Here is a 12,261-nt window from a genome sequence, read left to right as displayed (position 1 = left end):
GAACGGGGCCCCGCACGCGCTAATGCGAGCGGGGCCCCGGTTCGTCTCCGACGGAGCGGTGGATCAGTCAGTGCCGGCATCGGTGATGCGGGTGCAGGTCGGAACGAAGAAGCGGGGCAGCGGAACTCATGAACGACGCGATGACGAGCCTGCTCGATCGGACGGTGGAGATCGCCTCCTCGACCGGGCGACACGATCTGGTGCAGCGCCTGGGGCTGGTCCGGACCCGGGTGGTCGACCCACGCTTCCGGGTCGTGGTGGTGGGACAGCTCAAGCAGGGCAAGAGCCAGTTCGTCAATTCCCTGCTCAACCTCTCGGTGTGTTCGGTGGGTGACGACGAGACCACGGCGGTGCCGACCGTGGTGCAGAACGCCGCGGACGCGTTCGCCGAGTTGGTCCTCGCCGAGCCCGGCAGCGAACCCCGCCGGGTGCCGGTGCCGCTCGACCGACTCGACACGGTGCACCCCAAGATGCCGCTGGCGGAGGGCCGCGAGGTACTGCGACTGGAAGTGAACGTCCCCAGTCCGCTGCTGGCCGACGGCCTCGTCTTCGTCGACACCCCGGGAGTGGGCGGACACGGAAACCCGCACGCCGCCGCCACCCTGGGCCTGCTGCCGGCGGCCGACGCCGTCCTGGTGCTGTCCGACGCCAGCCAGGAGTTCACCGAACCCGAACTCACGTTCCTGCGGCAGGTCACCGGCCTGTGCCCGGCCACGGCGTGCCTGGTCACCAAGACCGATCTGTACCCGCACTGGCGCCGGATCGTCGACGTCGACCGCGAGCACCTCACGCGCGCCGGACTCGACGTCCCGCTGCTGCCGATCTCGTCGCTCCTGCGCTCGCACGCGATGCGCCTCGACGACCGCTCGCTGCACGAGGAATCCGGCTTCGACGCGCTGTACGCGTTCCTGCGCACCCGCGTCGTCGAGCACGCCGAGGGCGGGCTGCGCCGGACGGTTTCCCTCGACGTCCACTCCGTCGTCGAACACCTGCAGCTCGCGCTCGCGAGCGAGCTGGCGGCGCTACGCGACCCGGAGAAGGGCGCGGCGGCCGTCGCGGAACTGCAGCGCGCCAAGGCCGCCACCGAGGAACTGCAGAAGAAGACCGCCCGCTGGCAGCAGACACTCGCGGACGGGATCGCCGACCTGGCGTCGGACATCGACCACGACCTGCGGGACCGGCTGCGGCAGGTCACCCGGGAGGCCGAGCGCGCGGTCGACGAGGGCGACCCGGGCAAGGAGTGGACCGAGCTGGGGGAGTGGCTCGAGCAGCAGATCGCGCAGTCGGTGGGCGACAACTTCGTGTGGGCTCACGAGCGGGCGCTGTGGCTCGCCGAGGTGGTGGCCGAGCACTTCGCCGACGCGGGCGCGGTGGAACTGCCGCAGCTGGACGTCGCGGACACCGACGGGTTGCTCGAGCCGGTCGCCGAGTTGTCCGATCTCGAGTCCGGGCGCATCGGCATCACCCAGAAGGTGCTGGTGGGCATGCGCGGGTCGTACGGCGGCGTGCTCATGTTCGGTCTGGTGACCACGCTGATGGGCATGGCGCTGGTCAATCCCATCTCGGTCGGTGCGGGATTCCTGTTGGGCACCAAGGCGTATCGCGACGACCGCGACGCGCGGGTGGTCAAGCGCCGGGCCGACGCGAAGGTCGCGATCCGGCGCTTCACCGACGACGTCAGCTTCCAGGTGGGCAAGGAGTCCAAGGACCGGCTGCGGATCGTCCAGCGCCTGCTGCGCGACCACTTCACCGCCATCGCCGAGCAGACACTGCGGTCGCTCGCCGATTCGCTGCGCGCCGCACAGGAGGCGGCCACCGTCGCCTCCGCCGAACGCAGCCGTCGCGCCGCCGAGGTCGAGCGGCAGCTGGCGGCCCTGACCGAACTGAAACAGCGCGCCGCGCAGCTGTTCCCGGTCGAGGACGCCGAGTCCCGGGCGGCCACCGCATGACGACGTCCCTCGATCGCGCCCGGGCCCTCGTCGCGGCGGCGCGCGACGCCTACCCGGCGGACGCGGTGGCGCGGGCCCAGCTCGCCGAGTGCGCGGCCCGACTCGAGCAGCCGCTGCGGATCGCGCTGGCCGGGTCGCTCAAGGCCGGCAAGTCCACGCTGCTCAACGCGTTCGTCGGGCAGGACATCGCCCCCACCGACGCGACCGAGTGCACGCGGGTGGTGACGTGGTACCGCAGCGGGCACACCCCCACGGTCACCGCCCGGTACGACGGCGACGCGTCGGCCGCGGTCACCGTGCAGCGCCGGGCCGGCCGGCTCACCTTCGACCTCGGGGAACTGACGGCCGACCGGGTGGACCGCCTCGACGTCGAGTGGCCGGCGAGCGCGCTCACGCACACGACGATCATCGACACGCCGGGCACGTCGTCGCTGTCGAAGGACGTCTCCGCGCGCACCCTCGAGATGCTCACGCCCGAGAACGCGGTGTCCGGCGCGGACGCGGTCGTGTACCTGCTGCGCAGCCTCAGCGCGTCCGACGTCCAGTTCCTCGGCCGGATCGGCGCGCACGTGGGCGGCGAGTCCGGGCCGCTCGGCGTCGTCGGCGTGGTCTCGCGGGCCGACGAGGTGGGGGCCGGCCGGGCCGACGCGATGATGTCCGCGAAGGACATGGCGGCGCGGTTCGCGTCGGAGCTGGAACTGACCGGGCTGTGCCAGGCCGTGGTGCCCGTCGCCGGGCTGCTGGCGCTGGGCGCCCGGACGCTGCGGCAGAGCGAGTTCGCGGCGTTCGAGGCCCTCGCCGCGGTACCGCCGGACGACCTGCAGTTGGCGATGCTCTCGGCCGACCGGTTCGCCCGCGAGGACGCGGCGCTGCCGGTGGACGCGGCGATGCGCCGGCAGCTGGCCGACCGGTTCGGGCTCTTCGGAATTCGACTGGCGGTCATGCTGATCCGGTTGGGTGTCACGGATTCCCCGACGCTCGCGGCGGAGTTGGTGGCGCGCAGCGGACTCGACGAACTGCGTCAGGTCATCGACGTCCAGTTCGGCCAGCGCGCGGACCAGCTCAAGACGCACTCGGCGCTCGTCGCGCTCGAACGCGTCCTCGAGACCCGTCCCGGGCCGGGGACCGCGGCCGTGCTGGCCGACGTCCGGCGCCTGCTCGCCGACGTCCACGGCTTCCAGGAATTGCGGATGCTCGGCCGCCTCCGCGGCACGGAGACCGGGCTGGGCGCCGACGATCTGACCGAGTTGCAGCGCCTGCTGGGCGGATTCGGGATCGGCGCCGCGCAACGCCTCGGCGTCGACCCGGACATCGCACCCGACGCCGGGCGCGCCCTCGCACTCGACGCGGTCCGCAAGTGGCGCGAGCGCGCCGCGCACCCGCTGGTGGACCAGTTCACCGCCCGCGCCTGCCGGGTGGCCGCCCGCAGCGCCGAGGGTGTGCTCGCGGAACTGGACGGCGCGCTGCAGCCCTGAGCCGTCCGGATCAGGTCAGTCGTCGAGCGGGCGCAGGAAGTGCCCGGCGATGTCGAGCGCCGGCCCCGAGCTCTCGCCCGAGACGACCAGCACCGCGAACGCCACGTTGCCGCGGATGCCGACGAACCAGCCGTGCGAGTGCGTGCCGTCGCCGAACTCGGCCGTCCCCGTCTTGCCGATGAGACCGGAGACGTCGGACAGGCTGGTGGCGGTGCCGCTGCGCACGGCCTCGGCCATCATCGCCTTCAGGTCGCGCACGTGGGCCGCGTCGAGCGGGTCCGGCGTGTGGTCGGCGGTGGCGGGCTCGCCGCCGATCAGCTGCGGGACGGGGGCGCGGCCCGCCGCGATCGCCGCGGCCACCACCGCCATCCCGAACGGCGTGGCCAGGTCCTGCCCCTGACCGATGGCCGCCTCGACCCGCTCGGCCGGGGTGTCGGCGGACGGCACCGAGCCCGTGACGGTGGTGAGCCCGGGCGTCACGTAATCCACGCCCAGCCCGAACTCGCGGGCCTGCTCCCGCAGCGCGTCGGCGGGCAACCCCACCGCGAGCCGGCCCATCGTGGTGTTGCACGAATGCGCGAACGCGGTGTGCAGCGGCACCCGGCCCAGGTCGAACTCGTTCTCGTTGGGGATCCGGCGGCCCTCGATGTCGGCGGTGCCGGGGCAGTCAACGACGGAGTCGGCGTCCACGTCGCCGCTGCGCAGCGCCGCCATGGTGGTGACCGTCTTGAACGTCGAGCCGGGCGGGTACAGGCCGGTGAGCGCGATGGGACCGGACTTGTCGGCGGCCGCGTTCTGCGCCACCGCGAGCACCTGACCGGTGCCGGGGTCGAGTGCCACCAGCGCGCTGGCACGCGGTTCGGTGTCCACGGCCCGCTGCGCGAGGTGTTGGATGCGCGGATCCAGCGTGGTGCGCATCGCCGTGCCGCTGGGCGGGTCGCCGCCCGCGAGGCTGCCGGTGACGCTGCCGTCCGGGTCCACGGCCTGCACGCTCCAGCCCGCCGATTCCCGCTGCCGCGACTCCCACGTCTCCCGCAGTCCCGCGACCACCGGTGACGTCATCTCCCGATCGACGGTCAACAGCTGCATCCGGTCCGCCACCCGAACGCCGCGCAGCGTCTCGAGCTGGGCGCGGATCGGCGCCGCGTCCTCCTCGCGCAGGCTCACCAGGTTCACCCACCCGGCCGCCGGATCCGGTTCCGGCAACGTGAAGCCGGGCACCACCCGCCCGAGCAGCGTCGTGACCGCCGTCCGTGCCGCCGCGTCGGCCGCGAGGACCTTCGGGTCGCCGTCGACGACGGTCACGGTGCGGGGCTCCATGAGCGCCATGCCGTTGGCGTCGAGCACCGCGCGGGTGTCGGCGATGGTCGTGTACTGCAGGGCCTGCTCGCCGCGCAACCGCTCGTTGACGACGGCGGACGACCACGCGACACGGCGGTTGCCGCCGACACTGTCCAGGCCGACCGAGGTGGAGTAGTCCCACTCCCGCCCGCCGCCGAAGTCCCACGTCGACCGGTACGTGAACAGTGCGTCGCTCGCCGATTCGACAGTGAACGAGCCGTGCGCGCCGTCGCCGAGCCCGTCGAACGTGCGCCGCAGGACGTCGGCGGCCCGCGCCGGGGCGTCGGTGAGGGCGGCGGCCCGGTCGACGTCCCGCGCCGCGAGCGCCTCGGTGAACTGTCGCGCCACCGTCTCACCGGAGTCCGGGCCGAAGACCCCGCACGAGGTCAGCGCGATCGTCCCGGCGACGGCCAGCACCGCGCTCCTCCACCTCACCGGCGTCATCCTCACTCCGTTCTCTCGACCGACGTACGAGAGGCAGCGAAGCACCCGGCAGGCGAGCCAGTCCAATATCCTATGCTCGTCGGTGCGAGACGAAATGGATATGAAGGCAGGTGAGGCGAGGTAGTGAACCTTCTGCTGCACCTGGAATTCTTCATCGCGGTGGCCGAGGAACAACACTTCGGCCGCGCCGCCGCCCGGCTCGGCATGACCCAGCCGCCGCTGAGTCAGGGCGTCAAGAAGCTCGAACGCGAACTCGGGGTGACGCTCTTTCACCGGGGCGCCAAGGGTGTCCGGCTCACCGCGGCCGGGCAGTCGCTGCTTCCCGACGCCGTCGACCTGGTGGCCCGGGCCCGGCGGTTCACCGAGTCGGCGCGCCGCCGCGGCACCGCGGAACGGACCCTGCGGTTGGGCGTGATGCCCAAGGTGCCCACCGCGCTGGTCGCCGACCTCGTCGCGACCGTGCGGGCGGCGACGCCGTCGGGCCGGGTGGAGGTGACGATCGCGCCCAGCGTGGAGCTGATCGACCAACTCGGCTCCGGCGCCGTGGACGTCGGGGTGGTGGAGCATCCGGCGCTGGTGGAACCGCTGGTCGGCGGCGACGTGGTGGCGCTGCCGCTCACGCTGCTGGTGCCGGCGACGCACCCGGCGGCCGGGCACGATCCGTGCGAGCTCTCCCGGCTCGGGGGACTGCGCCTGGCGTCGCCGCCGCGGGCGGACGGTCCGGCGGCGTACGACCTGCAGGGCGACGTGTTCGCGCGCCTGGGCATGGACCTCGACGTGGTGCACGCCCCCGACGACCGATGGGCCCTCGCTTCGGTGGCCGCGGGGCACGCGTTCGCGCTCACCGCCGACCCGGAGCTGACCGCGCCGGGAGTGCGCCGCGTGCGCCCGGACACCGAGTCGTTGCGGCTGCGGCTGCGGTGTCTGCGCGCGGCCGCCGGGGACGTCCCCGACGACGTCCTGGACGCCGCCGCGGCGTGCATCGCCCGTTTCGCCGCGACCCCCGGAGGTCCGCGATGACGGGCCGGTTCGCCGAGTTGTTCGCCGACGCCGGAGTGCGCGGGTGGGTGCACGCCGTGCCGGTCCGGGGCGCCGCCGCCGAGACCGGGCTGGACGCGGACGCTCCCGTCGTCATGGCGTCGGTCTACAAGCTGCCGGTGCTGGTGACGTTCTGTCGCATGGTGGACTCCGGAGACCTCGATCCGCGCGAACAGGTGACGCTCGAACCCGAGGGGCGCACGCCGGGCCCCACCGGGATCTCGCAGTTCCTCGACCCGGTGCGGTTGTCGTGGCGGGACGCGGTGCGGTCGATGATGACGCTGTCGGACAACGCCGCGGCCGACGAGGTCCTGCGCCGGATCGGGGTGGATCGGGTGAACGAGACGATGCAGACCCTCGGATTGCACTCGACCCGCGTCCTGGGGGGCACCGCGCAGATCCTGCAGCGGCTCGTCGACGACACCGAGACGCGCTCTCCGGCAGAGGCGTTCGCCGCGCTCGGGGACAACGACACGATCGTCCGGCCCGCCGGATACGACCCGGTTCTGTCGAGCGCCACCACCGCGCGGGACATGACGACGCTGCTGTCCGCCCTGTGGCGCGGTGCGTGCGCGTCGGCCGAACAGTCGGCGTTCATGCGCGCGGTGACGGCGAGTCAGGTGTCGACGGCGCGACTGCGCTCGGGCTTCCCGTTCGCCGATGTCACGGTGGCGGGCAAGACCGGCACCCTCGGCGCGGTCCGTAACGAGGTGGGGGTGATCGAGTTTCCCGACGGCGACGCGTTCGCGGTCGCGGTGTTCACCCGCGCGGCGCGCGCGGATCCGCTGCTCCCCAAGGCCGACGCCGTGATCGGGCAGGCGGCGCGCGTGGCCGTCGCGGAGCTGCGCCGGCGCGGGTGACGTCCGGCGGCCCGACACCGAAACATGTTCATGCACAGGTTCGTCCACATGTGTGGATCGAGGCGGTGGACGCACCGATTGGGCGGCAAGTCCTCTCGGGTGTCCGTGACCGGCGGGATGGGTGACGTCCGGGCATAGTGGGTACTACGAATCGAGGAGGTGAGACATCGATGACAGATCGCCAACTCTTGAGTGATGTGACCGCGAAGATCGATGCGATGATCGGACGCCGCACCAACGGCCTGCAGGACGAGGTGCCGCCCGGAGCGTCGGCGCAGGACGAGTCGCGCGACGGCGAACACGGTCAGCTGGGCCATGACTTCCGGCTCGCGACAAAGTATTTGACTGCGCTCGACATCGGACAACCCGGACTGATCGACCGCGACGAGTTCGACCGGCTGATCCGGGATTACCAGTAACGCACGCCCCTGACGTCGGTCAGGTGCGTGCGAGATGCCGCAGCGCGGAGCGTGCTGCGTTGTGCCCGCCCATGCCGTGTACGCCGCCACCGGGCGGCGTCGACGCCGAACAGATGTAGACGCCGGGAATCCCGGTGGCGTACGGATCGACCGCCAGGCGCGGCCGGGCGAGCAACTGCCAGGGGCCGTTGGCCCCGGACGCGATGTCACCGCCCACGTAGTTGGGGTTGTAGACCGGCATCTCGGCCGCGGAGCGACTGAAGCTGCCGACGATCCGCTCCCGCGTGCGCGGGGCGAACCGTTCGATCTGCCGGAGGATGGCCTCGGTCGCGTCGCCGGTGTACCCGTGCGGCACGTGCGCGTAGGTCCACACCGGGTGGATGTCGCCCACCGACCGGGTCGGGTCGGCCAGGTACTGCTGGCCGATCAACACGAACGGTCGTTCGGGCATGCGCCCGCGGTGCAGGTCCCGCTCCGCGGCGGCGATCTCCGCGAGGGTGCCGCCCAGATGGACCGAACCGGCGCGCCGGCACGCGTCGTCGCGCCACGGGATCCCGCCCTCGACGGCGAGGTCGAGCTTGAAGGCCGCGGGCCCGAACCGGTACCGCCGGTAGGCGCGAGCGACCCGTGCCGGGAGCCGATCGCCCGCCAGGGCGGCGACCCCCGCGGGGGAGAGGTCGAGCATCGTGACGTCGGTGCGCGGCAGTTCGCCGAGGGAGCGGACGCGGCGGCCGGTCTCGATGCGTCCTCCGTGAGCGACCAGCAGCGACGCCAGGGCGTCGGTGATCGCGCGGGAGCCGCCGCGCGGGACCGGCCAGCCGTAGCGGTGGCCCGCGGCCAGCATCAGCAGGCCCACCGCCGACGTCGTCGGCCGGGTCAGCGGGTGGTAGGCGTGCGCGGCGACCCCGCCGAACAGCGCCTGCGCCTGCTGAGTCCGCCAGCGCCGCGCGGTCAGCGTCGCGGGCAGCAGCGCTCGGAGACCGAAGCGGGCGAGGGAGACCGGATGCGTGGGCACGTGGGTCATGGGCCGCAGCACCTCGGCGGTGATCGCGTCGACGTGTTCGGCCAGCGGAGCGAACAGCCGCCGCCACGCCGCACCGTCCGGCCCGAGCCGCTCCGCCGTCCGACCCAGCGAGCGGCTGTAGACCCCGGCCACGGCGTCATCGAGAGGGTGCGCAAGATCGATCTCGGCGCGGCGCCACTCGAGTCCGTGGGCGCCCAGGTCGAGCGACCGGAAGAAGGGGGAGGCGACACCCAGCGGGTGCGTCGCCGAACACTCGTCGTGCAGCAGTCCCGGCCGGATGCGTTCGGTGGTCCGGGTGCCGCCGCCGATCGTGTCGGCCGCCTCGTACACGGTGACCGTGACGCCGCGGAGTGCGAGCGTCACGGCCGCCGCCAGCCCGTTGGGACCGGAGCCGACGACGACCGCGTCCGTCATCGGCCGCCCCGGCGGTGCAGCCACGACGAGGCCGACGGGGTGAACAGCAGACCGGTGCCCACGACGATCAGCACCGCCTGCAGCAACGGCGCCCACGCGGGCACCCCGAACGCGAGGTGGCCGGCGTCGGACAGCACGGACCACGACGTCACCGCGGCCACCACGGTGAGGACGGCGACCACGGTGAGCCAGACGCGGCCACGGGTGTTGCGGCCCGAGCGGAGTCGGACGATGCCGAGCACCCCGGCCAGCACCAGCAGCAGGCCGACACCGCCCACGCCCAGCACCGTCAGGCCCGCCACCTGGTCGACGGTGGCGGGGTCCGCCGTCGGATCGTCGGCGGCGAGGCCCGCTCCGAGCGCGTCGACGATGGCGTCGTAGTTCGCGGCGAGCGCCGCCGCCAGCACGGCGAACGCGGCGAAGGACGCGCCCCACACCGTGACCGCGGCCGGGAGTGCCCGCGGGGCGGGGCCCGGGTCGTCGAGAGGGGCACGCAGGGGCGTGACCGCGACGTCGGGCCGGGGCGGACGAGGCCGTTGGCGACCGGCGGCCGGACCTGCGGCGGGGTCGAGCGTCACGGAGTCGTCGTGCTCACCGGTGGCTGTCACGGGGAAATCGTAGCCAGCGCGCCCACCGGAGCGGGAGATTCTCGGACGGCTCACCGGCGCGGGAACAATCTCGGCGCGCGGCCCGTTGAGCCAATCGAGAACCTGAGTGAATCAGGCTCAAGTTTGAAATTGACACCGATCCGGGTCGGATGCAAACTTGAGTCGAACGCGCTCACCCAGGTTCGTCGAATCCTGGTAGAGAACGAAAACTGCAGCTCACGAAGCTGCAAAGAAGGAAAGTGAGGGATCACTATGGCTCGTGCGGTCGGAATCGACCTCGGGACCACCAACTCGGTCGTGTCGGTACTCGAAGGCGGCGAGCCCGTAGTGGTCGCCAACTCCGAGGGCTCGCGCACCACCCCGTCGATCGTCGCCTTCGCCAAGAACGGTGAAGTGCTCGTCGGTCAGCCCGCCAAGAACCAGGCGGTCACCAACGTCGACCGCACCATCCGCTCGGTCAAGCGCCACATCGGTACCGACTGGACCGTGGAGATCGACGACAAGAAGTACACGCCGCAGGAGATCAGCGCCCGCACGCTGATGAAGCTCAAGCGTGACGCCGAGGCGTACCTGGGTGAGGAGATCACCGACGCCGTCATCACCGTCCCCGCGTACTTCGAGGACTCGCAGCGTCAGGCCACCAAGGAAGCCGGCCAGATCGCGGGCCTCAACGTCCTGCGCATCGTCAACGAGCCCACCGCGGCAGCGCTCGCGTACGGCCTCGACAAGGGCGAGAAGGAACAGACCATCCTGGTCTTCGACCTCGGTGGCGGCACCTTCGACGTGTCCCTGCTCGAGATCGGCGACGGTGTCGTCGAGGTGCGTGCCACCTCCGGTGACAACCACCTCGGTGGCGACGACTGGGACGAGCGCGTCGTGTCGTGGCTCGTCGACAAGTTCAAGGCGCAGAACGGCATCGACCTGACCAAGGACAAGATGGCCCTGCAGCGTCTGCGTGAGGCCGCGGAGAAGGCGAAGATCGAGCTGTCCAGCTCGCAGAGCACCTCCATCAACCTCCCGTACATCACGGTCGACGCCGACAAGAACCCGCTGTTCCTCGACGAGCAGCTGTCGCGCAGCGAGTTCCAGAAGATCACCTCCGATCTCCTCGACCGCACCCGCGCCCCGTTCCAGCAGGTCGTCAAGGATGCCGGCATCGCCGTCAAGGACATCGACCACGTCGTGCTCGTCGGTGGCTCCACCCGTATGCCCGCCGTCTCGGACCTGGTGCGTGAGCTGACCGGTGGCCGTGAGCCCAACAAGGGCGTCAACCCGGACGAGGTCGTGGCCGTCGGTGCCGCGCTGCAGGCCGGCGTCCTCAAGGGTGAGGTCAAGGACGTCCTGCTGCTCGACGTCACCCCGCTGTCCCTCGGTATCGAGACCAAGGGTGGCGTGATGACCAAGCTCATCGAGCGCAACACCACGATCCCGACCAAGCGCAGCGAGACCTTCACCACCGCCGACGACAACCAGCCGTCGGTGCAGATCCAGGTGTTCCAGGGTGAGCGCGAGATCGCGTCGCACAACAAGCTGCTCGGCTCGTTCGAGCTGTCGGGCATCCCGCCGGCCCCGCGCGGCGTGCCGCAGATCGAGGTCACCTTCGACATCGACGCCAACGGCATCGTCCACGTCACCGCGAAGGACAAGGGCACCGGCAAGGAGAACACGATCAAGATCCAGGACGGCTCCGGCCTGTCCAAGGAAGAGATCGATCGCATGGTCAAGGACGCCGAGGCGCACGCCGAGGAGGACAAGGCCCGCCGCGAGGAGGCCGAGGTCCGCAACCAGGCCGACTCGCTGGTGCACCAGACCGAGAAGTTCATCAAGGACAACGAGGACAAGGTCCCGGCCGACGTCAAGGAGAAGGTCGAGTCCGCGATCACCGAGGTCAAGACGGCCCTGGCCGGCACCGACCTGGCGGCCGTCAAGTCCGCGGTCGAGAAGCTCTCGACCGAGTCGCAGGCGCTGGGCCAGGCGATCTACGAGTCGCAGGCCGCCGACGGCGCCGCCGCCGGTGACGACGCCGGCGCGTCCGACCCGAACGTCGTCGACGCCGAGGTCGTCGACGAGCCGACCGATCAGGACAAGAAGTGACCGCCGAGAACCCCGACCGGGATCCCGTGATCACCGACGGCAAGGTCGTCGATCCGTTCGACACCGACGACACCGCTTCGGTCGCCTCCGAGGAGGCGGCCGAGGCCGGTGCGGCCGAGGGAGACGAGCTGGCCAAGGTCGCGGCCGAGCGGGACCAGTTCGAGACCGAACTGGGCTACGCGAAGGCCGAGATCGCCAACATCCGCCGCAACTCGCTGTCCCGCATCGATCGGGCAGTCGAGGACGAGCGGGCGGCCGTGGTCGGCAAGTTCCTCGACCTCGTCGACGATCTCGACCGGGCCCGCGCCCACGGGGATCTCGAGTCCGGGCCGATGAAGGCGTTGTCGGACAAGCTGTCCGGAATTCTCGACGGACTCGGCCTCGCCGCGTTCGGCGAGGAGGGCGAGCCGTTCTCCGCCGATCTGCACGAGGCCGTGCAGATGGAGGGCGACGGCGACCGTCCCGTGCTCGGCGCGGTGCTCCGCAAGGGATACCGCCTCGGCGACCGGGTCCTCCGGACGGCGATGGTGACCGTCACGCACGGTGAGTCCGCAGCCGACGCGGCTGCCGAGTAACACAACAGGAAACGATGAAA

The 12,261-nt window shown here is 71.7% G+C and carries 10 protein-coding genes; 7 read left to right on the top strand and 3 right to left on the bottom strand.

The window, feature by feature from the left end:
• Positions 1–128: 128 nt before the first annotated feature.
• Positions 129–1,949: a dynamin family protein gene (locus E7742_RS15795; protein WP_137799800.1), complete on the top strand. Its 1,821-nt coding sequence runs from the start codon at positions 129–131 to the stop codon at positions 1,947–1,949.
• Complete coding sequence (locus E7742_RS15790; RefSeq protein WP_137799799.1) at positions 1,946–3,424, top strand: dynamin family protein; 1,479 nt, start codon at positions 1,946–1,948, stop codon at positions 3,422–3,424. Before E7742_RS15795 ends, E7742_RS15790 begins: the two co-directional genes overlap by 4 nt.
• 15 nt (positions 3,425–3,439) lie before the next feature.
• On the opposite strand, the gene E7742_RS15785 is transcribed toward E7742_RS15790, so the two are convergent.
• Complete coding sequence (locus E7742_RS15785; RefSeq protein ID WP_137799798.1) at positions 3,440–5,209, bottom strand: penicillin-binding transpeptidase domain-containing protein; 1,770 nt, start codon at positions 5,207–5,209, stop codon at positions 3,440–3,442.
• Between the two features lie 123 nt (positions 5,210–5,332).
• Here E7742_RS15785 and E7742_RS15780 point away from each other — a divergent pair, with 123 nt between their 5' ends.
• The 3 genes from E7742_RS15780 (at position 5,333) to E7742_RS15770 (ending at position 7,526) form a co-directional block, all read left to right on the top strand.
• Positions 5,333–6,229, top strand: a complete 897-nt coding sequence (locus E7742_RS15780; RefSeq protein ID WP_137799797.1) for a LysR family transcriptional regulator — start codon at positions 5,333–5,335, stop codon at positions 6,227–6,229.
• The gene (locus tag E7742_RS15775) at positions 6,226–7,107 is read left to right on the top strand and encodes a serine hydrolase (RefSeq protein ID WP_137799796.1); all 882 of its coding nucleotides are present in this window, start codon (positions 6,226–6,228) and stop codon (positions 7,105–7,107) included. Before E7742_RS15780 ends, E7742_RS15775 begins: the two co-directional genes overlap by 4 nt.
• A gap of 170 nt (positions 7,108–7,277) precedes the next feature.
• On the top strand, positions 7,278–7,526 hold the full coding sequence (locus E7742_RS15770) for a modification methylase HgiDII (RefSeq protein ID WP_137799795.1): 249 nt from the start codon (positions 7,278–7,280) through the stop codon (positions 7,524–7,526).
• A 19-nt stretch (positions 7,527–7,545) separates the two neighbouring features.
• Here E7742_RS15770 and E7742_RS15765 read toward each other — a convergent pair whose 3' ends face one another.
• Positions 7,546–8,964: a phytoene desaturase family protein gene (locus E7742_RS15765; protein WP_137799794.1), complete on the bottom strand. Its 1,419-nt coding sequence runs from the start codon at positions 8,962–8,964 to the stop codon at positions 7,546–7,548.
• The gene (locus E7742_RS15760; protein ID WP_254699028.1) at positions 8,961–9,572 is read right to left on the bottom strand and encodes a hypothetical protein; all 612 of its coding nucleotides are present in this window, start codon (positions 9,570–9,572) and stop codon (positions 8,961–8,963) included. Before E7742_RS15760 ends, E7742_RS15765 begins: the two co-directional genes overlap by 4 nt.
• Positions 9,573–9,824: 252 nt before the next feature.
• Here E7742_RS15760 and dnaK point away from each other — a divergent pair, with 252 nt between their 5' ends.
• Positions 9,825–11,666: a molecular chaperone DnaK gene (gene dnaK, locus E7742_RS15755; RefSeq protein WP_137799793.1), complete on the top strand. Its 1,842-nt coding sequence runs from the start codon at positions 9,825–9,827 to the stop codon at positions 11,664–11,666.
• On the top strand, positions 11,663–12,241 hold the full coding sequence (gene grpE, locus E7742_RS15750; protein ID WP_137799792.1) for a nucleotide exchange factor GrpE: 579 nt from the start codon (positions 11,663–11,665) through the stop codon (positions 12,239–12,241). Before dnaK ends, grpE begins: the two co-directional genes overlap by 4 nt.
• Positions 12,242–12,261: the final 20 nt, after the last annotated feature.

It is taken from the genome of Rhodococcus sp. SGAir0479, assembly GCF_005484805.1.
Lineage (GTDB): Bacteria > Actinomycetota > Actinomycetes > Mycobacteriales > Mycobacteriaceae > Prescottella.
Note: the sequence above shows the minus strand (reverse complement) of the source record. Positions and strands in the feature narration are given on the sequence as shown.

Coding starts and splice junctions, on each gene's coding strand:
- E7742_RS15795 (WP_137799800.1), top strand. CDS start 129: ATGAACGACGCGATGACGAGCCTGCTCGATCGGACGGTGGAGATCGCC.
- E7742_RS15790 (WP_137799799.1), top strand. CDS start 1,946: ATGACGACGTCCCTCGATCGCGCCCGGGCCCTCGTCGCGGCGGCGCGC.
- E7742_RS15785 (WP_137799798.1), bottom strand. CDS start 5,209: ATGACGCCGGTGAGGTGGAGGAGCGCGGTGCTGGCCGTCGCCGGGACG.
- E7742_RS15775 (WP_137799796.1), top strand. CDS start 6,226: ATGACGGGCCGGTTCGCCGAGTTGTTCGCCGACGCCGGAGTGCGCGGG.
- E7742_RS15770 (WP_137799795.1), top strand. CDS start 7,278: ATGACAGATCGCCAACTCTTGAGTGATGTGACCGCGAAGATCGATGCG.
- E7742_RS15765 (WP_137799794.1), bottom strand. CDS start 8,964: ATGACGGACGCGGTCGTCGTCGGCTCCGGTCCCAACGGGCTGGCGGCG.
- dnaK (WP_137799793.1), top strand. CDS start 9,825: ATGGCTCGTGCGGTCGGAATCGACCTCGGGACCACCAACTCGGTCGTG.